Below are 24,371 nucleotides of genomic sequence, written 5' to 3' on the forward strand. Positions count from 1 at the left end.
GCCGGTACGCGGCTCCCCCCAGCCTTCGGCTGGGGGTGCCCTCTGCGTGGGCGCGACAAGCCACCCCGGTCAGTGAGATCCCGAGCGGACAGGGCCATCCGCCTGGGGTGGGTCACTCGCGCACGCAGTTCATCGGGCAGAGCCCCGCGCCCCCAGGCAGTGCAACGGGCCCTTCAGCTAGACGATCGCGTCGTCCGGCTGGATCGGAAGGCGGGTGACCGGCATGCCCGTGGCCGCGCGGACCGCCGCGGCGATCGCGGCGGGAGCGACGACCGCCGGCGCCGCGCCGACCGCCTTCGCGCCGAAGGGGGCCACCACGTCGCGGTCCTCGATCATCGCGGCGACGCGGATCTCCGGGGCGTCCAGCGCCGTCGGGAGGCGGTAGCCGACCAGGGAGGGGGCCAGGACGCGCCCCTCACCGACCGTCAGGTCCTCCATCAGTGCCAGGCCCAGCCCCTGCGTCACACCGGCCTCGATCCGCGCCTCGATCTGGCGCGGGTTGAGCGCGCGGCCCACATCCGCAGCCGCCGTGACCTCCACCACACGCACCGTGCCGAGGTCGATGTCCACGTCCACGACGGCCCGCATCGCGCAGAAGCCGAGGCCGACGAAGGCGTCGCCCTGGCCGGTCTCCGGGTCCAGCGGCTCGGTGGGGTGGGGGCGGCACTGGGCCGTGGCCCACAGGTCCTTGCCCTCCAGCGCTTCGAGCACCGGTACGCCCAGCACGCCGTCGTACGAGGTGATCCGGCCGTCCTTGATGCTGAGCAGCTCCGGCGACATGGCGAACCGCGCCGCCAGCGGCTGCAGCAACTGCTGGCGCACCATCAGCGCCGCGCGCTCGATCGCGCCGCCCGCGACCCACGTCTGGCGGCCGCGCGCGGACGGCCCGGCCGCCGGCTGGTCGGTGTCGACGGGCGCGATGTAGACGTCCTCGACGCCCAGGATCTCCTGGACGATCTGCTTGGCCAGGGTGGCGAAGCCGGAGCCGGGGTCGACGGCCGCGCAGATCACCGACGCCTGCGAGCCGGTGACCCGGACCGACGCCGTGGCGACCTCGTCCGCGCCCTCGATGCCCAGCATCGGCACCATGCCGACCGCGTAGCCGATGCCGCGCCGCACCGCGGCGGGATCCCCCGCGCCGCCGGGACCCTCGGGCAGCAGCCACTCCGCGTCCGGCCGGTCGACCGGCAGCGCCGGCAGCGGCTCGTCCGCGACTGCGTCGAGCAGCTCGCGCACCGGCGCCGGGCAGGTGACGGCCTGTCCGGTGGGCAGCAGGTCGCCCGTCGCCATGATGTTGCGGCGGCGGATCTCCAGGGGGCTCAGGTCCAGCGCGGCGGCGAGCCGGTCAAGCTGGGACTCGTACGCGAAGCAGGACTGCAACGCGCCCTCGCCGCGCATCCGGCCCGACGGCGGGTTGTTCGTGCGCACCGCCCAGGCGTCGACGAAGACGTGCGGCACGACGTAGGGGCCGGCCGCCAGCGCCGCGGCGGACGCCAGGACCTCGCTGGAGACGTCCGCGTAGGCACCGCCGTCCAGCAGGATCTGCGCCTCGACCTTGACCAGGCGGCCCTCGGCGTCGGCGTGGTGGCGGTAGCGCAGCAGCGCCGGGTGGCGGTGCGGGTGCGAGAGGAAGGACTCCTCGCGGGTCAGCACCATCTTGACCGGGTGACCGGTGCGGGCGGCGAGCAGCGCGAGGGTGGCCTGGAAGCCGAGGTCGTCGCGGTCGGCGGTGGCGCCGGGGACGCCGCTGACGACGAGCCGGACCCGGTCCGGCTCGATGCCGAGGCAGGACGCGATCCGGTCCCGGTCGCCGTGCGGGTCGGTCGTGGCGACGTGCAGCTCGACGCCGCCGTCCGGGCGGGGCACGGCCAGACCGGCCTCAGCGCCGATCGGCGCCGGGTCCTGACGGCCCACCTGGTACATGCCCTCGACGACGACCTCGCCGACGACCTCCGGGTCGCCGAAGCGCAGCGGCAGCTGGCGGAAGAGGTTGCCGTCCGGGTGCAGCGGCGGAGCGTGGAAGGCCTGGTCGGGGTCGGTCAGCGCGGGCAGCGGCTCCCACTCGACCAGGATCGAGGCGGCCGCCAGCCGGGCGGTGTCCGGGTGGTCGGCGGCGACGGCGGCGAAGGGCTCGCCGTGGTGGCGCACGACGCCGGCGGCGAGGATCGGCCGGTCGGCGAGGTAGGGGCCGGTCGGCGCGCCGTTCGGCGTCCCGTCCGGGCCGGGCGGCAGGTCGTCGGCGGTCAGCACCGCGTAGACGCCCGGGATCGCCAGCGCGGCGCGGGTGTCGATGGAGACCATCCGCGCGTGTGCGAACGGGGACCGGGCGAGCGCGCCCCACAGCAGGCCCTCGGCCCACAGGTCGGCGGCGTACGGGTAGACGCCCATCGACTTGGCGACCGCGTCCTCGCGCAGCGCGGAGACGCCGATGCCGAAACGCTGCGCCCGGATCGCGTCGGCGACGTCCGTGACGGGCGTGGCGGTGGGCGTGGGCGGGTTGGCCGTCGCCGTGAGCAGCCCCCCGAGGGCGGCACCGGTGGCGCTGCCGGGGGCGCCCTCGGGCACCGTGGTGAGGTTGGTCAGCGTGGTCTCGCCGTTGCCGGCGCCCGTCGTGCCGGTGGCGTCGGACGGGCTGGAGGGGGTGCTCACGAACCGGACTCCTGGCCGTGCTGGTGGGGCAGGACGTACACACCGGTCGCCGGGTCGAGCCCGCCGGGCACTCCGGTCGCACCGCCGTATTCGAACGGTTGGTCAGCCTCGTAGGGGTGGTCGCCCACCGGCCCGGCGTCGACGACCGGCATGGAGATCGTGCCGACGTGGAACGAGCCCGTCACGTCGGACGGCAGGCCCGCCGCGCTGGTCGCCGCGCCCGAGAAGGCCGTGCCGGCAGCGCCGAGCGCCGGCTCGGAGGGTGCCGGGGATGCCGCGTCCGTCTGGACACGACCCCCGCCCCCACGGCGCCGGGCGGCGGCCTGGGCCCGCATGCCCGCACCGAGGCCGGCGCCCAGACCCGCCGCCCGCGCGGCCGTCTGCTCGGGCACGGTGTGGTCCTGGTGGAGCTGGTCCTGGTGCGACCGGTCCTGGTGGAGCTGGTCCTGGTGCGACCGGTCCTGGTGGAGCTGGTCCTGGTGCGACCGGTCCTGGTGGGCGTAGTCCGCGCCGGAGTAGTCCGCGGGGTATCCCTCGGCGGTCGCCGCGTATCCCGCCCCGGTCAGGTCCGGCACGGCGAACTCGCCCGTCGCGAACTCGGCCGGAAGGCGGTACTCCCCCGTCACGGACGCGGGGGCGTCCACGACCGGGTACTCCTGGGTGCCGCCGGGCGCGGTCATCAACAAGGTGCCGACCGCCTCGCCCGTTGCCTGGCGCGCGTCGGGACCCTCGGCCTGGCTCGGGAACCGGCCGCCGAACGGGCCGCCGGGGTACGGACCCTGGGGGGGCTGCCCGTACGGCTGCTCGTAGGACTGACCGTACGTGCCGGTGGCGTACCCCTGCTGCGGGTACTCCTCCTGCGGGTAGCCCTCCTGCTGCGGATAACCGGGGACCGGGTAGCCGCCCTCTCCGTAGCCGCCCTCGTAGCCGCCGTGCTGCGGCGGGACGTCGACGTAGACCGGCAGCTCCGCCTCGACGTCGTAGCCGTCGTCCTCGGTCTGCTCGTACGGCTCCAGCTGGTCCAGCTCGTCCAGTGGCTCCACCGCGTCGTACGCGGCTCCGACCGGGACCGGGATCAGCTCCTCGACCGGGGAGGTCGCCTCGATCAGGTGGTCCACCGGTCCGTCGCCGAAGAAGGGGGTCGCGGTGGACTCCTCCTCCGGCGCGTCCTCGTCGTCCGCGCGGGCGGCCGCGACCGCCTGGACGGCGGCGAGCGCGCCCCGGTAGCCGGTGCAGCGGCACAGGTTGCCGCAGAGCGCCTGACGGGCCTCCAGCTCGCTGGGGTGGTGGTTGCGCTCCAGCAGGTCGTGCACGGCCATGGCCAGCCCCGGCGCGCAGTAGCCGCACTGCACGGCTCCGCTGTCGGCCAGCGCCTGCTGCACGTCGGAGGGCACGCCCTCCTCGGCCAGGCCCTCGACCGTACGGACCTCGACGCCGGCGGCCAGCGCGGCGGGCACCAGGCAGGCGGCGGTCAGCTGGCCGTCGACCTGCACCGAGCAGGCCCCGCACTCGCCCTGCTCACAGCCACCCTTGGCCCCGGCCAGGCCCAGCCGCTCGCGCAGCACGTAGAGCAGGCTCTCGCCGATCCACGCGTCGGCGACCGGGCGGTCCACGCCGTTGACGCGCAGGGTGTAGGAGGTGCGCGGCGAGTCGTCCGCGCCGAACTCCAGCGGGGAAGTCAGAAAGTCCGTCACTTCAGCGCCCTCCCGAGTGCGCGGCGGGCCAGTACGGACACGGTACGCCGAAGCCGCGCCGTCGTGGGCACGGGGCTGTCGGCACCCGCGTCCGGTACGCACGCGGAGGCGACGTACTCGCCGAACGCCTGCGCCACGTCCGGGTCGACGGTACGCTCCCCGTCCCAGTCGATGCAGCCGGCCACCCACTGCTCGGCCTCCAGCGGCCGCAGCGGGACGGGCGCGACGGCGCCCACGGCGCAGCGCACGGCCCGCCGGGCCGGGTCCAGCACCAGGGAGACCGAGGCGACGGCCCGCGCCGGTCCGGTGCGACCGCCCGACTTCAGGAACACCTGCGGGGCGTGCAGCAGCGGAACTCGGACAAATGCCAGCAACTCACCCGGGTGCAGGGGGTCCAAACCGGTCAGAAGGTGACTGACCGCCACTTCCCGGGCACCTTCCGGCCCCACGAGTGTCACGGTCGCTTCCAGCGCGGCCAGTACCGGCAGGGTGTCCCCCGCCGGGTGGGCGCTGACGATGTTGCCGCCCAGCGTGCCGACGTTGCGCACCTGCGGCGGGCCGACGGTGGCGGCGGCCTCGGCGAGGGCGGGGATCAGGGCCGCGAAGTCCGGCCGGGCCATGCGCGCGTGGGTGAGGCCGGCGCCCAGCAGGGCCGCGCCGTCCTGGTACTGCCAGCCTCTGAGCTCGGTGACCCGCCCCAGCCCCAACAGCGCCATCGGGCGCAGCAGGCCCGCGTTGACCGCGCCCATCAGGTCGGTCCCGCCCGCGACCGGCACCGCGCCGGGCGACTCCGCCATGGCGCGGACCGCCTCGTCCAGCGAGGCCGGGAGCATGATCGTCTGGTTCACTCGTGTCCCACCGTGCTCGGGCCGCTCACGCCGCCACCCTCCTGGCCGTACGGTACGTGGAAACGCACCCGCTGCGCACCCTCCTGGTGTGGCGAAGGGACAACCATCGCATACGCGCTGGTGGGGGGCAGGCCTCAGGTGGCACTCAGCTCAGGGGCGCGGGGGACTTCCGCGCGACGGGCCCGATGCACTCACCACAGGGGCGCGACACTCTGCCGATCTGCGGCTCCTCCCCCCAGCCTTCGGCCGGGAGGTGCCCCCTTACGTGGGCGCGAGCAACCATCGGCGTGCGGACGGCCCGGCGCGCCCCGGACCATCCGCACGCCGGAGGCGCACCCTCCGGCCGAAGGCTGGGGGGAGCGGCAAGTCGGCGGAGCTTCGCGCCCCTGGGCGGGGCAACCAAAGGTCAGCCTTCGAGTGGGCGGCCCAGGACGCCTGGGCGCTGCTGCCACGGGTGCGGCCCGGCCGCCGGGCGGTACTCGACGCCGAGGGCGTCCAGGCGGGCGTACTCCTCGGTCATCCGCCGCGCGAACCCGGCGTAGTCCCGCTCCCCCGCCTCGCGGGGCAACTCGGACCAGGCCACCTCCGCGAACGCCGCCAGCCGCGGGAACGCGTGGTAGTCCACGGACCGCGCGTCGTCCATGAACTCCGTCCACAGGTTCGCCTGAGCACCGATCACGTGCCCGGCCGCCGCCGCGTCCTGACGCAGCTCCGGCGGGACCGGCTCGTAGCGGTAGACGTCCTCGAGAGTGCGCACGTACCCGACCGGAATCGGCTCCTCGTCCAGCCCGGACTCCCGGTGGTCGAGGTACACGTGCTGCTCGGGACACATCACCACGTCGTGACCGGCCCGCGCCGCCGCGATCCCGCCCTCGTAGCCGCGCCACGACGAGACCGCCGCCCCCGGCGCCAGCCCGCCCTCCAGGATCTCGTCCCACCCGATCAGGCGGCGCCCCCGCGCCGCGAGCCAGCGGTCGAAGTGGCGCAGGAACCAGCTCTGCAACTCGTCCTCGTCGGCGAGCCCCAGCTCCTTGATCCGGGCCTGCGCGGCCGCGCTCGCGCGCCACTGGTCCTTGGGGCACTCGTCGCCGCCGAGGTGGACGAAGGTGGAGGGGAAGAGGTCGAGCACCTCCTCCAGCACGTGTTCGTAGAACCGCAGCGTGCTCTCCTCGACGTTCAGCACGTTCGGGTTGACGCCCCAGTCGGTGAACGTGCGCAGCGCGGAGGTGTCGACGACGTCGTGGTTGCCGAGCTCCGGGTACGCGGCGATCGCCGCCTGCGAGTGGCCGGGGATGTCGATCTCGGGGACGACGGTGACGTGCCGGGCCGCCGCGTAGGCGACGATCTCACGCAGGTCGTCCTGGGTGTAGTAGCCGCCGTGCGGCCGGTCGTCGCGGCGGCCGGCGTCGCGGAAGCCGACCATGGAGCGCTCGCGCCACGAGCCGACCTCGGTGAGCCGGGGGTAACGCCTGATCTCGACGCGCCAGCCCTGGTCGTCGGTCAGGTGCAGGTGCAGCACGTTGAGCTTGTGTGCCGCCAGCAGGTCGACGTACCGCAGCACGTCCGCCTTGGGCAGGAAGTGGCGGGCCACGTCCAGCAGGACGCCGCGCCAGCCGAAGCGCGGCGCGTCCTCGATCGTGACGTGCGGCAGGGACCAGCCGTCGGCCTTGATCCCGCCGCGCCGGTACGCCTCGGGGCCGAGCAGTTGCCGCAGCGTCTGCGCGCCCCAGAACAGGCCCGCCGCAGTGCCACCGCTCAGGCGGACGCCGTCGGCGTCGACGGCCAGACGGTAGCCCTCGGCGGCGAGGCTCGGGTCCAGGCGCAGACCGATGCCGCCGGCTCCGGGCAGCAGCGGCAGTCCGGTGGCGGCGCCGAGCTCGGCGCGCAGCCAGGCCGCGACCCGCTCGGTGCCGGGACCGCCGGCCAGTGCGGTGTCGGCGGTGAGCTCGTAGTGGCCCGCCCCGGCGGGCTCGGCGAGGGACAGCGGCGCGGGGATGAGGTTCATGCGCCCCATCCTGCCGCGCCACCCTGCCTAAGGACTAGACCAATGGGCCCGACCCGCCGGGCCACTCGGCCGGACCGCCGGCCGGAGCACCGGCCGGACTACTTGTCCTTGCCCTTGTCCTTGCCCTTGTCGCCGCTGCCGTCCATGCCCTCCCAGATCTCCTTGCACATGGGGCAGACCGGGTACTTCTTCGGGTCGCGGCTGGGCACCCAGACCTTGCCGCACAGCGCGACCACGGGCGTGCCGCTCAGCGCGCTCTCCATGATCTTGTTCTTGTCCGCGTAGTGCGAGAAGCGCTCGTGATCGCCGTCACCGTGGGAGGTCTGCGGGACCTCCTCGATCAGGGTGCCGGTACCGGTCGCGCGCTCGGGCTCAAGGGTGCTCATGGTGCGCAAGTCTAGTTCGGGGCCCTCCCGAACGGTCCACTCCCGAGGCGCCGCATCGGCTCAGTTCAGACTTGGGTCGTCCGCGTACGTCGCCACCAGTGCCAGCTCGCCGCGCTGGCGGCGCAGCACCGCCCGCCACAGCCGCTCGGGCGCGGTCACCGAGACGTCACCGGGCTCGGAGTCCACGACGAACCAGGCGCCCTCCACCACCTCGTCCTCCAACTGCCCTGGCGCCCACCCCGCGTACCCGGCGAAGACCCGCAGCGCACCCAGCTCGCCGACCAGGACCTCCGGCGGCGCCTCCAGGTCCACCAGCCCGATCGCACCGTGCACGCGGCGCCAGCCCAGCACATCGCCCTCCCCCTGCTCCCCGGGGACGACCGCGAGCGCCAGTGCGGAGTCCAGCCCCACCGGACCGCCCTGGAAGATCACCGGGGGCTCCCCGGCGAAATCCGCCCAGGGCTCCAGCACCGCGCCGACCTCCACCGGCGTGGGCCGGTTCAGCACGACCCCGAGCGAGCCCTCCGCGTCGTGGTCCAGCAGCAGGATCACGGTGCGGTCGAAGTTGGGGTCCGTCATGGCCGGGGTGGCCACGAGCAGACGACCGGTGAGCGAGACGGACTCCGTCATGGCAGACATGATCCCGCACCGGGCCCCGCCGCGACATGCGAACGCGCGGGTCCCGTGACCTTGCCCACAGACCGCCACCCCGATCCGGGCCCCCGCCAGGTACGGAGCACTTCCGCGGCGGGAGGGAACCGTGGACAGGACCATTACCATCTCTCAGGGTGCGTGCACCCTTGCGTACCTTCTAGACCTTCCGACTGCCCCGACCTCCCCAGGATCGCGAGAACATGACCGACGATGTCCTGATCGTCCACGGCGGAACGCCGCTGGAGGGTGAGATCCGTGTCCGCGGCGCGAAGAACCTCGTGCCCAAGGCCATGGTGGCTGCGCTGCTGGGTCACGAACCGAGCCGCCTTCGCAACGTTCCGGACATCCGTGACGTCAAGGTCGTCCGCGGCCTGCTCCAGCTGCACGGCGTGACCGTGCGCGCAGGCGAGGAGGAGGGCGAGCTGGTGCTCGACCCGACCTACGTCGAGAGCGCCAACGTCGCCGACATCGACGCGCACGCGGGCAGCTCACGGATCCCGATCCTCTTCTGCGGCCCGCTGCTGCACCGCCTCGGCCACGCGTTCATCCCCGGCCTCGGCGGCTGCGACATCGGCGGCCGTCCGGTCGACTTCCACTTCGACGTGCTGCGCCAGTTCGGCGCGGTCATCGAGAAGCACCCGCAGGGCACCGTACTGAACGCCCCGCAGCGGCTGCGCGGCTGCAAGATCGAGCTGCCGTACCCCTCGGTCGGGGCGACGGAGCAGGTGCTGCTGACGGCGGTGCTGGCGGAGGGCGTCACCGAGCTGCGCAACGCGGCCATCGAGCCGGAGATCGTCGACCTGATCTGCGTGCTGCAGAAGATGGGCGCGATCATCTCGATGGGCACCGACCGCACCATCCTCATCACCGGCGTGGACCGCCTCGGCGGCTACAACCACCGGGCCATCCCGGACCGCCTGGAGGCGGCCTCCTGGGCGTGCGCGGCGCTGGCGACGCAGGGCGACATCTACGTCCGCGGCGCCCGCCAGCTGGAGATGATGACCTTCCTCAACACCTTCCGGAAGGTCGGCGGCGCGTTCTCGGTCGACGACGAGGGCATCCGGTTCTGGCACCCCGGTGGCGAGCTCAAGGCCATCGCCCTGGAGACGGACGTCCACCCCGGCTTCCAGACGGACTGGCAGCAGCCGCTGGTCGTCGCCCTGACGCAGGCCTCCGGCCTCTCCATCGTCCACGAGACGGTCTACGAGTCCCGTCTCGGCTTCACCTCCGCCCTGAACCAGATGGGCGCGCACATCCAGCTCTACCGCGAGTGCCTCGGCAGCACGCCGTGCCGCTTCGGGCAGCGCAACTTCCTGCACTCGGCGGTGGTCTCCGGCCCCAGCAAGCTGCAGGGCGCGGAACTGGTCATCCCGGACCTGCGCGGCGGCTTCTCGTACCTGATCGCGGCGCTGGCGGCGCAGGGGACCTCGCAGGTCCACGGCATCGACCTGATCAACCGCGGCTACGAGAACTTCATGGACAAGCTGCGGGCGCTCGGCGCCCAGGTCGAAGCGCCGTAAGGGCGCAGCCTTCAGGGGCGCGGGGGGGGGGGGGGGGGCGGGGGCCCGCCCCCCCCCCCCCCCCCGCGCCCCTGATCGTTACTGCCGGGTGAAGAGGTGCATCCGGCCCGCCGGCTCGAAGCCGCGGCGGGCGTACCACTCCTGGGGCCAGTCGTCGGCGTCGGCGAGCAGGAAGACCAGGCGCGCGTCCGCCGCCCGGTGCAGGGCCGTGGTCAGTACGGTCGTGGCGTGGCCGCGGCCGCGGTGGGGCACCGCGGTGACCAGGTCCTCCAGTTGGGCGACGCCGGTCGCGCGGTCGCGGTAGAGGTCGATCCAGGCGGCCGGGGAGCCGTCCTTCGCGCGTGCGCTCAGGAAGCGGACCTCGTCGGCGCCCGACAGCCGGGTCGTGCGCCGCTCGACCAGGTGACGGACCGTCTCGTCGTCGGCGTCGGGCCAGAAGGCCCGTTCCTGCCGGAGCAGCGCCGGACGCAGCTCGTCCAGGTCCAGCTCCTCGGCGGCCGGCGCCGGCTCCGGGCGGGCGCCGCGATGGACCATCACCACGACGGTGCCCTGGCGGTATCCGGCGGCCGTCAGGAGGGGCGCACAGCGCTCTCCGAGCGGGTCGGACAGGACGGTGACCATCCGGTGCCCCAGCCCGTCCAGCAGCGCGTCCGCGTGGCCGGCGAGCAGCTCCGGGTCGGCGGCGCCGTCCACGACCACCTGGTTGTGCTCCCAGGAGCGCGCGTAGGCGGGATGCCGGACCGCGAAGCCGCCGGGGAAGTCGGCCGTCTCGGCCGCCTGACGGCGTGCGAAACCGGCCACGAAGGCGGCGGCGTCGGCCATGGCCCGGTCCGCCTGGTCGGGATCGGAGGATGACATCCGGTCAGTCAAGCAGCTCCCCGGCCGCGCGCGCCTCCGAAAAAACGCGACGAGCCGGTCACCCCGCCGTGGCGGGGTGACCGGCTCGTCAGGACGCCGGGGCTCACTTGCCCTTGGCGGCCTCCTTCAGCTTCGAGCCCGCGGAGACCTTGACGCTGTAGCCGGCCGGGATCTGGATCGGGTCGCCGGTCTGCGGGTTGCGGGCGGTACGAGCGGCACGGTGAGTGCGCTCGAAGGTCAGGAAGCCGGGGATGGTGACCTTCTCGTCGCCCTTGGCGACGACGTCGCCGACGATCTCGGCGAAGGCCGAAAGGACGGCGTCCGCGTCCTTGCGGGTCACCTCGGCGCGCTCGGAGAGCGCGGCCACCAGCTCGCTGCGGTTCATGTGTACTCCATAGTGGTCTGTCGCATTGCGGTCCTCGGCTGCCCCGGAGGACCGCCGCCTCGGCTGCCGAGCCGAGCCATCGAGCAACCGTGCTCTGGCTGCGATGGCGTCCCGACAGGCGATGGGGCTGTGCCTGAGCACGAATCCTGCCCCCATAGCCGCCGGGAAAGCGAATCCGGCACCCGCGAGAGTCACACGAACAGCGCCACGCTCCCGCGCGCACCGATGGGACTCCCGCCGGTCACTCTAGGCGGACGTTTCCCGAACTGTCGTAAACGACGCGCCGTGAGCCACCGTATCGGTTGCGGTCCGGTGGCCCCAAACGCAGGTCAGCCTCTGGTCCGAACGTGCTCAGTCCTCGGCGGGGCCGCCCTGCGGCGCCAGGGCGGTGCCGGCGGCGACAGCGGCCTCACGGACGGCCGCCGCGACGGTCTTGGCCACGTCGGCGTGGAACACGGACGGGATGATGTAGTTGGCGTTGCGCTCGTCCGCGCCCACGGTCGCGGCCAGCGCCCGGGAGGCGGCCAGCATCATGTCGGTGTTGACCGCACGGCTCTGCGCGTCCAGCAGGCCGCGGAAGACGCCCGGGAAGACCAGCACGTTGTTGATCTGGTTCGGGAAGTCGCTGCGTCCGGTGGCCACGACCGCCGCGGTCTGGCGGGCGACGGCCGGGTCGACCTCCGGGTCGGGGTTGGCCAGCGCGAAGACGATCGCGTCCTCCGCCATCGCCGCGATGTCGTCGCCGTCCAGGACGTTGGGCGCGGAGACGCCGATGAAGACGTCGGCGCCGCGCACGGCCTGCTTGAGCGAGCCGGTGCGGTTGCTGCGGTTGGTGTTCTCCGCGATCCAGCGCAGCGAGTCGTTGAGGTCGTCGCGGCCCAGGTGGACGACGCCCTTCACGTCCGCGACGGTGGCGTGCTGCACGCCGGCGGCCATCAGCAGCTTGAGGATCGCGGTCCCGGCCGCGCCCGCGCCGGACATGACCACGCGCACGTCGCCGATGTGCTTGCCGACCACCTGGAGCGCGTTCATCAGCGCGGCGAGGACGACGATCGCGGTGCCGTGCTGGTCGTCGTGGAAGACGGGGATGTCGAGGGCCTCGCGCAGCCGGGCCTCGATCTCGAAGCAGCGCGGCGCGGAGATGTCCTCCAGGTTGATGCCGGCGAAGCCGGGGGCGATCGCCTTGACGATGGCGACGATCTCGTCGCTGTCCTGGGTGTCCAGGCAGATCGGCCAGGCGTCGATGCCGGCGAAGCGCTTGAACAGGGCCGCCTTGCCCTCCATGACCGGCAGCGCGGCCTTGGGGCCGATGTTGCCGAGGCCCAGCACGGCGGAGCCGTCGGTGACCACGGCGACGCTGTTGCGCTTGATGGTGAGGCGGCGGGCGTCGTCGGGGTTCTCGGCGATGGCCATGCAGACGCGGGCGACACCGGGGGTGTAGATCATCGACAGGTCGTCGCGGTTGCGGATCGGGAGCTTGCTGGACATCTCGATCTTGCCGCCGAGGTGCATCAGGAAGGTACGGTCCGAGACCTTGCCGATGGAGATGCCCTCGATGGTGCGCAGCTTCTCGACGATCTCCTCGGCGTGGGCCACCGAGACGGCCGCGATGGTGACGTCGATGCGCAGCGACTCCAGGCCGGAGGCGGTGACGTCGAGGCCGGTCACCGTGCCGCCCGAGGACTCCACCGAGGTGGTGATCTGGCTCACCGCGTTGCCACGGGCCGGAACCTCCAGGCGCACCGTGATCGAGTTGGAGACACTGGGGACCGCCGTCATCGACGTTGCCTTCTTCCTGTACCGCGCAACTGTGGAGTTCGACCTCGATGGTCGCACCTACTTGTCGGTAGGCGGAAATTCTCTTCCACAAGCCGCAGGGGAATGCGATCGGAGGGACCTTTGTTACTCTGGCTGTGCGACACCGGCTCGATCCAAGCCCCCGGGCCCAACCTTCGTCCCTCAGAGGGACCACTTGCCGCGAGGCGAGCATGGCGGGTCGGTGTCGCACTGAGACGGAGAATCAGAAGGGGCTCCCCACCGCACCGGTGGGGAGCCCCTTCTGCATGACCGCGCGTCAGCCGTGCGGTCAGCCGTGCAGCAGCGCCGGGACGCCCGCCGAGTCCGGCAGGTCCAGCGGGCCGCTCAGCACCGTCAGGCGCTGCGTGGCGCGCGTCAGCGCGACGTAGAGGACGCGCAGGCCCGCCTCCGACTCCCCCGCGATCCCCGAGGGGTCCGCGACGACCGTGGCGTCGTACTCCAGGCCCTTGGCCTCCAGGCTGCCGAGCGCGACCGCCCGCTCGCCCAGGCCGGCGATCCAGGCGCGCGCCTCCTCGCGGCGGTCCATCGGCACCACGATGCCGACGGTGCCCTCGACCTCGCCCAGCAGCCGCGCCACCTCGGCCCGGGCGGCGTCGCCCATGGCGTCCTCGGCGGTGACCGCCGCGAAGCGCGGCTCCACCCCCGTGGAGCGGACGGCGACCGGCGGCTCCGTGCCCGGCGCGGCCTGCGCCAGGATCCGCGAGGCGACCTCGGCGATCTCGGCCGGGTTGCGGTAGTTGGTGGTCAGCGTGAAGCGCCGGCGCGGCTTGCCGGCCAGCGTCTCGTCCATCGCCGCCTGCGCCTCGGCCGGGTCGATCCAGGAGGACTGCGCCGGGTCGCCGACGATGGTCCAGGTGGCGTTGCGGGCCCGGCGGCCCACCATGCGCCACTGCATCGGGGTGAGGTCCTGCGCCTCGTCCACGATGACGTGCGCGTAGTCGCGGCGCTCGGCGGCCGCGGCGCTGCGCTGCTCCTGGTCACGGCGCTGGCGGTCACCGAAGGTGGTGACCTCGTCCAGACCGGTCAGCAGGTCCATCGGGTCGACCTCGCGCACCCGCGGCCGGTACGGCTCGCCCAGCTGCGCGTGCAGCTCGTCCAGCAGCGCCACGTCCGTCACCGAGACACCACCGCGGCCCCGGCGGTCCAGGTGCTTCCAGGAGTCCGTGAGCAGCCGCAGCTCGGCCCGGCTGAAGGAGCCCCGGGCCAGGCCGCCCAGGCGGCGCTGGTCGGCCAGCACGGCGAGCACCCGGCGCGGGGTCATCGCGGGCCACCAGGCCTCCAGGAAGTCCAGGAAGGAGTCCTCGTCGGCCACGTACTCGTCGAACGCCTCCCGCTGGCGCTGCTGCTCCTCGCGCTCGTAGCGGTCGACGGGCGTCGGGCGGCCGCGCAGCAGTCGCGTCCACAGCGCGTCGAGGAGCACCCGGCGGGCGCGCGGGCGCAGCAGGTTGACGGGGGTGCTGCCGCCCAGGACGTTGCGGCGCAGGTCGCGCAGGGCGTGCGCGTCGACCTTCAGCACCTCGCCCTGGGCCACGACGCGCAGCTCGGCCGGGGTGTCCGGGCCGTCGAGGGCGGCGCGCGCGGCGCGGCGCAGCAGCGGCAGCATCCGCGAGGAGCCCTTGATCCTGGCGGTCTCGGGGGTGTCGTAGCGGTCCGCGTCCTCGCCGTCGAGCAGGCCGCCGATGGCGCGGATCGCCACCTGGCCCTCCTCGCCCAGCGCGGGCAGCACGCCCTCGGTGTAGGAGACCAGCAGCGCGGTGGGGCTGACCACGAGGATGCCGCCCGCGTAGCGGCGGCGGTCGTGGTACAGCAGGTAGGCCGCGCGGTGCAGGGCGACGGCGGTCTTGCCGGTGCCCGGTCCGCCGGTCACCAGGGTGGCTCCGGCGGCCTGGGCGCGGATGACCTCGTCCTGCTCCTGCTGGATCGAGGAGACGATGTCGCGCATGGAGTGGCCGCGGGCCCGCCCGAGCGTCGCCATCAGCGCGCCGTCGCCGACGACGGCCAGCGGCTCACCGGAGAGGCGCGCGTCCAGGTCGGGGCGGAGCAGGTCGTCCTCGACGCCCAGCACCTTGCGGCCGCGCGAGCGGATGACCCGGCGGCGCACCACGCGGCCCGGCTGGCGCGGGGTGGCCCGGTAGAAGGGCGCGGCGGCGGGCGCGCGCCAGTCGATGACCAGCGGCCCGTACTCGGCGTCCAGCACGCCCAGACGGCCGACGTGGAGCGTCTCGGCGATGTCCGGGTCGCTGGGGTCGAGCGGGGTCTGCGAGGGGAAGCCGTCCTCCTCCGGACGGTCGGGCTGCTGCAGGTCGATCCGGCCGAACAGGAAGTCCTCGAACTCGTTCGTCAACCGCTGCAGGTGCCGTCCGGCCTGGTAGACCTGGGCATCGCGCTCGGCGAGCGCGCCGGGCGTACCGGCGTGGGACTTGTTGTTCGCGTCGTCGAGCAGGAACTCGGCCTCGGCGAGCTTCTCGCCGAGGCGCCGGTAGACCGTGTCCAGGTGCGCCTGCTCGACCGCGATCTCCCTGGCTTGCAGGGTGCGGCGGTCTATCGGGGTCTGGTCGGCTCTGTGCTCGGGCGACTGAGCGGACTTGGCGGACGGGCGGGTGGGCGAGGCCAAGGGTTCCCCTCTGGTCCATCGTGGGCTGGTGCGGTGCCCTTCCGAAAAAGGGAACTGTTGATCCTACGCCCTGGAGCCCGTCTCAGTGGAGGCGCAGGTCCCGCTCGGGCACCTGGGGTGCCAGGAAAGCCAGCAGGTCGGCGGCCTCCGCCTCGATCGCGGCCCGCACCGGGGCCGGCTGCCGGGCCAGCAGCTCGACGTCCAGCACGGCGGGCGCGCCCTTCCGCCGGGGCTTGTCGTAGGACCAGATGCCCGCGACCCGCCCGTCGATCAGCAGCGTCGGCTGGTAGCCGTTGTTGGCGGCGGAGAGTCGCTGTCGCCCCTCGTCGTCCAGGACCCGGGCCCGGTTCTGGTGGCCGAGCAGCAGGTTGTCGTAGTCGGGCAGGAACCGCGGCGGCACGGGCGTCTCCGGGTCGGGCCGGGGGGCGTCGGGCAGGTCGAAGAGCTCGCGCCCGGTCGTCGCGTCGGCGAAGACCGCGAGGCGCGGCCGCAGCCCCTCGAACACCTCGCCCAGCCGGGTCACCCCGCACCAGCTCTGCATGTCCTGCACGCTCGCCGGCCCGAAGGCGGCCAGGTAGCGCAGCGTGAGCGCCTCGACGGCGGCCGTGTCCGGCCGACGCTGGGGCCGCCCCAGCCACGCCTCCACGGTGGTCAGCGTGGGCGCCTGGCTGCGCCCCCACTCCCCGCGCGGGGTGACCTGCACCAGCGACAGCTTGTACCGCACGGCCGTGCTGAGCGCCGACGGCTCGTATCCGGGGAACGCCTGCGCGAGCGCCTTCCCGAGCGCGGCAGGCGTCATCGGCGCGTCGGCGAGGAGGGCGCGCCCGGCCTCCCACAGGGCCTCCGGCTCGATCCCGGCGAGCTGCCTGCGGAAGACGACGCGCTCGCCGAAGGGGGTCGCCTCGTGCACGGACTGGCAGAAGGCGCGCAACAGCAGGGCGTCTTCGACGTCGTGCAGGTGGATGGTGCCGCGCAGCGTGGACAGCCGCACGGTCTCGCGCTTGGCGATCAGGGTGGAGGCGTCCGCCGGGTCGAAGGGGCTGATGCGGGACCACAGGGCGGTGTACGGGTTCTGCGGGAGCTGGGACTGGAGCCCGACGAGGTGGGTCACCACGGCCAGCGGGGCGACGTCCTCCCGCGCGAGCAGGAACTGACGTGCCATCAATGCGCGGTTGAGGCGACGGTCGTCGAGCTTCGGAGCAGCCATGCGTTGCACTATCCCAGGGGCGCGGGGGACTTCGCGAGCAACCACCGGCGTGCGGTCGGATCCCGAGCGAGCAGGGCCATCCGCACGCCGGTGGTTGCTCGCGCGGTCCCCGCGCCCCTCACGGGGCTTCCTCGCCTGCCAGAGCCAGCAGCTCCTCGGGGGACCACGCGAGCCTGCCGGCGTCGAGATCCGCCAGCACCCCCCGGACCCACGCCAGCTCCGCCGCCGTCATCGTGCGCACGTACTCGCCCTCCAGCGAGGCGATCCGGGGCAGACCCGTCTCCGCCTCACGCGAGAGTTCCGCCGCCTGCCCGGCCAACGCCAGGTCCAACGCCGCGGCACGGCGCGTGAGCGCGGACCGCATCGCCTCGGGGGTCAGCAGCATCAGCAGGGACAGTGCCGCGGGGAACTCGGGGAACTCCTGCTTGGGCGTGGACAGCATCTCGTCCAGCCACCGGTGGGCGACCTCGCTGCCCGCGTCCGTCACCTCGTAGACCGTGCGCTCGGGGTACTGGGCGTCGCGCCCCGTCTCGCGGACGGCGATCAGCCCGGCCTCCAGCAGGCGGTCCATGGTCCGGTACAGGCCGGCCCGCTGGCCGACGTTGACGACCTGGTCCTTGCCCCAGTCCTTGAGCAGGCGCTGCACGCCGTACGGATGCAGCGGCTTGTAGTGCAGCAGGGCCAGCACGGTCAGGGCCAGCGGGGAACTCCGGGGCGCAGCGCTCATGCGGAGATACTACCCACCCCATGACTAGTTGACTCAAGACTAGTTGCAGTGCAACTATCGATCCATGGACATCACGACGGACAAGGTTCGCTCCGCACTGGTCATCGGCGGCGGTATCGCCGGCCCGGTCACCGCGATGGCGCTGCAGCAGGCGGGCATCGAGGCGACGATCTTCGAGGCCTACGACGGCCCGGCCGACGAGGTCGGCGGCGGCATGGGCCTCGCCCCCAACGGCTTCCAGGCCTTCGACGCGATCGGGGTCGGCGACGCGATCCGCGCGGTCAGCACGCCGATGAACGGCATCGTGCTGCAGAGCTGGAACGGCCGCAGACTCGCCGAGTTCGGCACGCTCCCGGGCATCGACCCGACGCGCTTCGTGATCCGTGCTGAGCTCTTCCGCACCCTGCGCGAGGCAGCCGAGGCCCGCGGCATCACCACCGTCTACGGCAAGCGCATCGTCGGGGCGAGCGAGGGCCCCGCGGGCGTCACCGCCCGCTTCGAGGACGGCACCACCGCCACGGCCGACGTGCTGATCGGCGCGGACGGCCTGCGCTCCACCGTCCGGCGGCTCGTCGACCCGGGCTCCCCCGACCCGCGGTTCGCCGGCACCGCCGGCTTCGGTGCCATGGTCGGCGCCTGCGACGTGCCGCCCACCGACGGCATGATGATCATGGCGTTCGGCAAGCGGTGCTTCTTCGCCTGGCAGGTCATGGCGGACGGTACGGGCATCTGGTTCGTCAACCTGCCGGTTCCGCAACCGCTCTCGGTCAACCAGCAGCGCGAGAAGGGTGGCGCGTACTGGCTGGCACACCTGCGCCAGATCTGCGAGGGCGACGCCACCCCGGCCGCGCAGATGTTCGCCGCCACCGACCCGAAGACGATGCTCTTCGCGGGGAGCACGCACACCATGCCGCGCGACGTCGTCTGGAGCCGCGGCCGCATGGTGCTGACCGGGGACGCCGCCCACGCACCGTCCTCCAGCTCCGGCCAGGGCGCCTCGCTCGCCGCCGAGAGCTCCGTCGAGCTGGCCCGCTGCCTGCGCGACCTGCCGCTGCCCCAGGCGCTGGCCCGCTACGAGGAACTGCGCCGCCCACGGGTGGAGCGGATCATCAAGGTGACCGCCCGTACCAACGCCCGCAAGGCGGCCGGCCCGGTCGCCCGGGTCGTCCGGGACGCGCTGCTGCCGGTGATGTTCAGGATGACGAAGCCCGAGCGGAACGCCTGGCAGTTCCGCTACCCGATCGACTTCGACGCGCCGGTGGGGTGACCACGCCGGGCGCACTTGCAAGATCCACCCAATTCGATGTTGGGTAACGCCATGACAGGCGATCAACCCGTCCTCTACCTGCTCGGTACCGGCGCGCAACCCGTGCTCACCATCGCCACCGCGGTGGAGCAGGCCCAGGCCGACGGTTGGCGGGTGTGCCTCGGGCTCACCCCCACCGCCGCCCGCTGGCTGCACCCCTACCTGCCCGGCCTGGAGGCCCTGACCGGCTTCCCGGTCCGCTCGCACTACAAGCTGCCGGGCCAGGAGGACGTCTGGCCCACTGCCGACGTCGTGCTCCTGGCGCCCGCGACGTTCAACAGCGTCAACCGCTGGGCGCTCGGCCTCACCGACTCCTTCGTGATCGGCTACGCGGCCGAGGCGCTGGGCCGGGGCTTCCCCACCGTCGCGCTCCCCTGCGTCAACGCGGCCCTGGCCGCGCATCCGCAGTACGCCCGGTCGATCGAGACCCTCCGCCTGGCCGGCGCCCGCATCGTCCTGGCCGGAGACGGGTACCGCCCCCGGCCAGGACGACACCCCCGGTTTCGACTGGCACCTCGCCCTCCACGAGGCACGCCTCGCGCTAACGCACAGGGAATGAAACGCGAAAAGCCGCCCGGCAACGCCGGGCGGCTTTTCGTTTACATGGGGTCGGTGGAGGTGGCGGGAATCGAACCCGCGTCCTGTGGTGCGGAACCAGAGCTTCTCCGAGCGCAGTCTGCTGTGCTTTTCTCGGCCCCGGGAGTCACGCAGACAAGCTCCCGACGGGCCCAGTCACTGTGAGATTTTCCGCACTACCCCGTGACCGGGTCGAACGGTGGAGTCCCCTTGATTATGCCAGGATCCGGGACGGGGACGCGCCCGGTCTGACAACTTCGCTACTCGCTCAGGCGGCGAGCGCGAAGTGCTCGCGCTTAGAATTGGCGATTATTTTTTTGCGACATGTGGTTAACGAGATCATTGCCGCTTCCTCGGCTCGCTTCCTCTGCCTCGACATCCCCAGTCGAAACCGATCACCCCCATGTGGGGTGCTGCTATTCAATTGTCAAGATCTCTTCGAGATCACTCGCGGCTGGTGGGGACCACCCGGAGCGTTGTCCATGCTACGGCCACGGCAACGGCAAGGTCCAGTCGATTACTGCTGGCGTCGCCGCGCGGCCGCCAGCGCGCGGGCCGTCTCACGGGTGTCCTGCTTCTCGCGCAGGGTCTGCCGCTTGTCGTGCATCTTCTTGCCCTGGGCCAGCGCGATGTTGACCTTGGCCCGGCCGTCCTTGAAGTAGAGGGAGAGCGGGACCAGGGTGTAGCCCGTCTCCTTCAGCTTCTGCTCCAGCTTCTGGATCTCGTACCGGTGCAGCAGCAGCTTGCGCTTGCGGCGCGCCGCGTGGTTGGTCCAGGTGCCCTGGGCGTACTCCATGATGTGCACGTTCTGCAGCCAGACCTCGCCGCCGGTCACGTCCGCGAAGCCGTCGACGAGCGAGGCACGGCCCTGGCGCAGCGACTTCACCTCGGTGCCGGTGAGCACCATGCCGCACTCGTACTCGTCGATGATGTTGTAGTCGTGCCGCGCCTTCTTGTTGGAGGCGACGAGCTTGTTGCGCGGGTCGTCTTTCTTCTTCGCCATAGTGCCGGACATTCTCGCACTTCGGCCGGGGCTTCGGCACGGACTTAACCAGCGGGCGGCACTACTGCCCGTCGCCGCCGCTGAGGTCGTCCAGCACGGTCAGCGCCGTGTTCTCCGCGGTCTGCGCGCTCGCGGACGCCGGCACCGGGATGTCGGGCTGGATGCCCTGGCCGTCCGGCGAGGTGCCGGACGGGGTGAGGTAGTGGCCGACGGTGTGTTCCTGCACGACGCCGTCCGACAGCGCCTGCGGCTCCTGCACGGCGCCCTTGCCGAAGGTCGGCCCGCCGACGACGACCGCCCGGCCGCGGTCCCGCAGCGCGCCGGTGACCAGCTCCGCCGCGCTCATCGTGCCGCCGTCGACCAGGACCACCAGCGGCGTCACGGTGTCACCGTGCGGCGCGGCGGTCAGCGTCTGCTCGGGGCCGTTGGCGGGGAGGTAGCGGGCGACCGGGCCGCCGTCGAGGAAGACCGAGGCGGTGGCGACCGCCTCGGACACCAGCCCGCCGGAGTTGCCGCGCAGGTCCAGCAGGATGCCGCGGCCGCCGCGGTCGGGGTGCAGCACGGCCTGCCGGACGGCGGCCTGCACCTGCTCGGAGACGCCGACCGTGAAGGCGTCCAGGCTGATCCGGGTCACCCCGGCCTCTGGGTGGTCGACGTGCACGTCGTCCTCGTCGAGCACCGCGCGGCGCAGCTCCACCTGCCACTGGCGCGAGCCGCGTTGCAGCAGCAGCGTCACCGCCGAGCCGACGCGTCCGCCGGCGCCGCCGCGCAGCAGCGCGACGACCTGGGTGACCGGGCGGCCGTCGACGCGGGTGCCGTCGACGGCGAGCAGCCGGTCCCCGGCGGCGAGGCCGGCCCGCGCGGCGGGCGAGCCGGCGAGGGTCCGGGTCACCGAGACGCTGCCTTGCGGGGAACGCGCCAGCCACAACCCGACACCGATGTAGTGCCCGTCCAACTCCTGGCTGTAGGCGGCGAACTGTTCGGGGGTGTAGTCGGCCGTCCAGCGGTCGCCCGGCGTGCCGCCGCCGACCGGTCCGCCGACCGCGTCACCGACGTGGCCGGTCCGCGGTGCGGCGCTCGTCGTGGTGCCACCCTCGCTGCCCCAGGCGCCCGTTCCGGCGCCGATCGCACACACAGCAGCGAACAGCAGCGCCAGTGTGGACTGGAGCCGGAGGGCGCGACGTGTGGGTGACATGGCTGAAGAGTCTAGAGGCGCCCGCCCCGCCGGGGTGGGTCCACCCGTCGAAAAGCCCCGGAAGCAGTATCGCTTCCGGGGCTTCTCCGATGAACATCAGACCTTCAGATACTTCTGCAGGGTCAGGAAGGCGGCCAGGGAGGACATGGCCACACCGATGACGACCAGCAGCGGCATCACCGAGACCACCGGGCCCCAGCCGATGAAGCTGATCAGGGTGATCTGCTTCTTCAGCACCATGTCGATCAGCACGTACTTGCCGATGGCGAGCATGCCGGAGGCCAGCACCGAGCCGATGGCGGCGGCGAAGGCCGCCTCCGCGATGAACGGCATCTGCACGTAGAAGTTGGACGCGCCGACGAGTCTCATGATGCCCGTCTCACGTTTGCGGCTGAACGCCGAGACGCGGACGGTGTTGACGATCAGCAGCAGCGTCACGCCGAACATGATCACCATGATGGCGACGGCGATCCACTGCGCGGTGCTCATCAGGTTGAACAGCGGCTTGAGCACGGCACTCTGGTCGTCGACCTTGGCCACGCCCGGCTGCCCCTCGACCTGGCTGGCGACCTCCTGGTACAGCTGCGGGTTCGTCAGTTTGACGCGCAGCGAGTAGTTGAACCAGTCGGGCGTCGCGTCGGGGATCAGCGGGGAGTCCGGGAACTGCTTCTTGTAGTTCGCGGACGCCTGCTCGGGCGACTCCGTGTAGACGGTCTGGACCAGCGGGTTCTTGCTCAGCTGGGTGTGGACCGCGTCTATCTGGGCCTGGGTCGCCACGCCGGAGGCGCAGTTGGGCGTGTCCTTCAGGTTGGCCTGGTTGCCCTTGTTGCAGAAGTAGATCGACACCTCGACCTTGTCGCCCCAGTAGCCCTTCATCTGGCTCACCTGGGAGTTCAGCAACATGGCCGCGCCGACCAGGGAGAGCGACAGGGCCACGGACACGATCACGGCGATGGTCATCGTCAGGTTGCGTCGGAGACCGATCCAGATCTCCGACATGACGAATTGGGCTCGCATTGATGATCCTCGCTCAGTGCTGGTAGCCGTAGACGCCGCGGGACTGGTCACGGACCAGGTGGCCCTGGTCCAGCTCGATGACGCGCTTGCGCATCTGGTCGACGATCGCCTGGTCGTGGGTGGCCATCAGCACCGTGGTGCCGGTCCGGTTGATCCGGTCCAGCAGCTTCATGATGCCGACGGAGTTCTGCGGGTCGAGGTTACCGGTGGGCTCGTCCGCGATCAGGAGCATCGGGCGGTTCACGAACGCGCGGGCGATGGCCACACGCTGCTGCTCACCACCGGAGAGCTCTCCCGGCATGCGGTCCTGCTTGCCGGCGAGGCCGACCAGCTCCAGCACCTCGGGCACGACCTTGTTGATCGTGGTGCGGGGCTTGCCGATCACCTCGAGCGCGAAGGCCACGTTCTGGCCGACGGTCTTGTTGGGCAGCAGGCGGAAGTCCTGGAAGACGGTCCCCAGCTGGCGGCGCATGTGCGGCACCTTCCAGTTGGAGAGCTTCGCCAGGTCCTTGCCGAGGACGTGCACCTCACCGACGGAGGGGCGCTCCTCGCGCAGGATCAGGCGCAGGAAGGTCGACTTGCCCGAGCCGGAGGACCCGACCAGGAAGACGAACTCACCCTTCTCGATCTCCAGCGAGACGTTGTCCAACGCTGGACGGTTCTGCTTGGGATAGGTCTTGGAGACGTTGTCGAATCTGATCACGGCTGCATCACAGTGGGCCAGTGTAGGTGGACAGGACTTGGGCGACCTTACGCGAAGCGGACGAGGGCCCGCAGGTTCGTCCCGGGAATCGTGGGGGAGTTCACGGACAGTAACGGACAAAACGGGGCAAGGGGCAGCCGGATCGCGCGTGACGTGGCACAGTGGAGGGAACCCACTCGATGGGGTTCTGCGTTGTGCACATCAGAGGAGGAGATCGCGATGACGCTCGACCGTCTGGTGTGTGCCAACTGCTCGGGTCCGGTGAGCGAGGGGCGCTGCCCCACCTGCAGGGCCAGCCGCGCGCGCATGATGGAGCAGCAGGGGCTCTTCGCCTCCCTGTCCCCCGCGACGCTGATCGCCCTGCTGGCGGCACTGATCGCCTGCGTGGTGATAGCGCGGCACGCCTTCGCCTGACCGGCGCCCCCTACACACGTCGCGGGCCGGGTCCGATCAACCGATCGGACCCGGCCCGCTTGCTGTGCGCTCCGTCACTCAGTGCTTACGACTGCTCGCCGCCCGCGGTCCGAAACGGAAGACCGCTCCGCCGAGCACGAAGGTGAAGCCGCCGGCCAGGATCATCGGGGTGTTGCTGTCACTCCCGGTCTCGGCCAGCGCCGTCCGGGCCGGCGCCTGCGTCATCGCGACGTCGCCCGAGCTCCCGCTCGTCCCGCCCGTGCCCGGCGCGGCCGAGGCGGCGGCGCTGCCGGACGCGCTCGCGGCCGTGCTGCTCGACGCGGAGCTGCTCGACCCGGCGGAGGGAGCGCTGCTCTGCGTCCCGGTCCCGCTCTGCGCGGGTGTCGCGCTCGCCGAGGGTGCCGCGCTCTGCGTCGGCGCCGCCGAGTCACCGCTCCCGCTGTCCCCGCCGAGGGCCCCGATACTGACGGTGACGGCCGGGAGCACATTCTGGTTGTCGTTCGGACCGTCCACGACCTTGGCGCTCGCGCTCGTCACGCCCGCGACCGTCAGGCCGGCTCCCGCCAGCGCGAGCCCGATGCCCGCGATGCGTATGCCGTTGCCCTTCCTGCGGTGTCCGCGTGCCACACCCGCCCCTTCCGTTATGCCCCCGAGACCTGTTCGGGCGTCAGCATGGTGTGGCAAGGGCCCGGTGGTCAACTTTCGACCACCGGGCCCTTACTGAGCACGGATCGTGCTTACTCGGCCTTTTCCAGCGACTTGCGCCACCGGATGCCGGCCTCGATGCTGCGC

Annotated in this window: 19 protein-coding genes, 1 other RNA gene and 2 pseudogenes; 4 read left to right on the forward strand and 18 right to left on the reverse strand. The window is 72.3% G+C overall.

What is annotated here, in order from left to right:
* Positions 1-177: 177 nt before the first annotated feature.
* From ABH931_RS24635 to ABH931_RS24660, 6 genes and pseudogenes are all read right to left on the reverse strand, one after another.
* Entirely contained in the window at positions 178-2,517 is a 2,340-nt protein-coding gene (locus ABH931_RS24635; RefSeq protein ID WP_370117254.1) for a xanthine dehydrogenase family protein molybdopterin-binding subunit, read from the reverse strand.
* 1,312 nt (positions 2,518-3,829) lie between these two features.
* A pseudogene (locus tag ABH931_RS24640) lies at positions 3,830-4,298 on the reverse strand ((2Fe-2S)-binding protein); the annotation flags it as partial.
* Positions 4,299-4,339: 41 nt separating this feature from the next.
* Positions 4,340-5,176, reverse strand: coding sequence for a xanthine dehydrogenase family protein subunit M (locus ABH931_RS24645; protein ID WP_370117256.1), 837 nt, complete (start codon positions 5,174-5,176; stop codon positions 4,340-4,342).
* 421 nt (positions 5,177-5,597) lie between these two features.
* Complete coding sequence (locus tag ABH931_RS24650; RefSeq protein WP_370117142.1) at positions 5,598-7,196, reverse strand: beta-N-acetylhexosaminidase; 1,599 nt, start codon at positions 7,194-7,196, stop codon at positions 5,598-5,600.
* Positions 7,197-7,294: 98 nt separating this feature from the next.
* Positions 7,295-7,582, reverse strand: a complete 288-nt coding sequence (locus ABH931_RS24655; protein ID WP_370117145.1) for a DUF3039 domain-containing protein — start codon at positions 7,580-7,582, stop codon at positions 7,295-7,297.
* A 60-nt stretch (positions 7,583-7,642) separates the two neighbouring features.
* Positions 7,643-8,221 carry a YqgE/AlgH family protein gene (locus tag ABH931_RS24660; protein WP_370117147.1) on the reverse strand — a complete coding sequence of 193 codons (579 nt, stop codon included), beginning with the start codon at positions 8,219-8,221 and terminating at the stop codon, positions 7,643-7,645.
* Positions 8,222-8,436: 215 nt separating this feature from the next.
* Here ABH931_RS24660 and murA point away from each other — a divergent pair, with 215 nt between their 5' ends.
* Positions 8,437-9,756: a UDP-N-acetylglucosamine 1-carboxyvinyltransferase gene (gene murA / locus ABH931_RS24665; protein WP_370117150.1), complete on the forward strand. Its 1,320-nt coding sequence runs from the start codon at positions 8,437-8,439 to the stop codon at positions 9,754-9,756.
* Between the two features lie 78 nt (positions 9,757-9,834).
* On the opposite strand, the gene ABH931_RS24670 is transcribed toward murA, so the two are convergent.
* The 6 genes from ABH931_RS24670 to ABH931_RS24695 all read right to left on the reverse strand — a co-directional run bounded on the left by ABH931_RS24670 (position 9,835) and on the right by ABH931_RS24695 (position 17,365).
* Positions 9,835-10,614: a GNAT family N-acetyltransferase gene (locus ABH931_RS24670; RefSeq protein ID WP_370117153.1), complete on the reverse strand. Its 780-nt coding sequence runs from the start codon at positions 10,612-10,614 to the stop codon at positions 9,835-9,837.
* 103 nt (positions 10,615-10,717) lie between these two features.
* Positions 10,718-10,999, reverse strand: a complete 282-nt coding sequence (locus tag ABH931_RS24675; protein ID WP_370117156.1) for an HU family DNA-binding protein — start codon at positions 10,997-10,999, stop codon at positions 10,718-10,720.
* A 351-nt stretch (positions 11,000-11,350) separates the two neighbouring features.
* On the reverse strand, positions 11,351-12,778 hold the full coding sequence (locus ABH931_RS24680; protein ID WP_370117159.1) for an NAD-dependent malic enzyme: 1,428 nt from the start codon (positions 12,776-12,778) through the stop codon (positions 11,351-11,353).
* Between the two features lie 307 nt (positions 12,779-13,085).
* A complete protein-coding gene (locus ABH931_RS24685; protein ID WP_370117260.1) occupies positions 13,086-15,347 on the reverse strand; it encodes a UvrD-helicase domain-containing protein in 2,262 nt (753 codons plus the stop codon).
* 166 nt (positions 15,348-15,513) lie between these two features.
* Positions 15,514-16,638 (reverse strand): winged helix DNA-binding domain-containing protein, encoded by a 1,125-nt coding sequence (locus ABH931_RS24690; RefSeq protein WP_370117162.1) that lies wholly within the window; start codon positions 16,636-16,638, stop codon positions 15,514-15,516.
* Between the two features lie 118 nt (positions 16,639-16,756).
* Complete coding sequence (locus ABH931_RS24695) at positions 16,757-17,365, reverse strand: PadR family transcriptional regulator (RefSeq protein ID WP_370117165.1); 609 nt, start codon at positions 17,363-17,365, stop codon at positions 16,757-16,759.
* A gap of 64 nt (positions 17,366-17,429) precedes the next feature.
* Here ABH931_RS24695 and ABH931_RS24700 point away from each other — a divergent pair, with 64 nt between their 5' ends.
* Complete coding sequence (locus ABH931_RS24700) at positions 17,430-18,632, forward strand: FAD-dependent oxidoreductase (protein ID WP_370117168.1); 1,203 nt, start codon at positions 17,430-17,432, stop codon at positions 18,630-18,632.
* 51 nt (positions 18,633-18,683) lie between these two features.
* Positions 18,684-19,046: pseudogene (locus tag ABH931_RS24705) on the forward strand (flavoprotein); the annotation flags it as partial.
* Positions 19,047-19,281: 235 nt separating this feature from the next.
* Here the strand turns inward: ABH931_RS24705 and ssrA are convergent.
* The 5 genes from ssrA to ftsE all read right to left on the reverse strand — a co-directional run bounded on the left by ssrA (position 19,282) and on the right by ftsE (position 23,165).
* Positions 19,282-19,650: a transfer-messenger RNA gene (ssrA, locus tag ABH931_RS24710) on the reverse strand.
* Between the two features lie 114 nt (positions 19,651-19,764).
* Complete coding sequence (smpB, locus tag ABH931_RS24715; RefSeq protein ID WP_370117171.1) at positions 19,765-20,250, reverse strand: SsrA-binding protein SmpB; 486 nt, start codon at positions 20,248-20,250, stop codon at positions 19,765-19,767.
* Positions 20,251-20,311: 61 nt separating this feature from the next.
* Positions 20,312-21,445, reverse strand: coding sequence for a S41 family peptidase (locus ABH931_RS24720; RefSeq protein ID WP_370117174.1), 1,134 nt, complete (start codon positions 21,443-21,445; stop codon positions 20,312-20,314).
* A gap of 96 nt (positions 21,446-21,541) precedes the next feature.
* The gene (ftsX, locus tag ABH931_RS24725) at positions 21,542-22,462 is read right to left on the reverse strand and encodes a permease-like cell division protein FtsX (protein WP_370117177.1); all 921 of its coding nucleotides are present in this window, start codon (positions 22,460-22,462) and stop codon (positions 21,542-21,544) included.
* 13 nt (positions 22,463-22,475) lie between these two features.
* Positions 22,476-23,165, reverse strand: a complete 690-nt coding sequence (gene ftsE / locus ABH931_RS24730; protein WP_370117180.1) for a cell division ATP-binding protein FtsE — start codon at positions 23,163-23,165, stop codon at positions 22,476-22,478.
* 219 nt (positions 23,166-23,384) lie between these two features.
* On the opposite strand from ftsE, the gene ABH931_RS24735 reads away from it, so the two are divergent.
* Positions 23,385-23,579: a hypothetical protein gene (locus tag ABH931_RS24735; RefSeq protein WP_042458925.1), complete on the forward strand. Its 195-nt coding sequence runs from the start codon at positions 23,385-23,387 to the stop codon at positions 23,577-23,579.
* Between the two features lie 78 nt (positions 23,580-23,657).
* On the opposite strand, the gene ABH931_RS24740 is transcribed toward ABH931_RS24735, so the two are convergent.
* A complete protein-coding gene (locus ABH931_RS24740) occupies positions 23,658-24,206 on the reverse strand; it encodes an LPXTG cell wall anchor domain-containing protein (RefSeq protein ID WP_370117184.1) in 549 nt (182 codons plus the stop codon).
* Positions 24,207-24,371: the final 165 nt, after the last annotated feature.

This window comes from Streptacidiphilus sp. MAP12-33 (assembly GCF_041261265.1).
Classification (GTDB): Bacteria; Actinomycetota; Actinomycetes; order Streptomycetales; family Streptomycetaceae; genus Streptacidiphilus.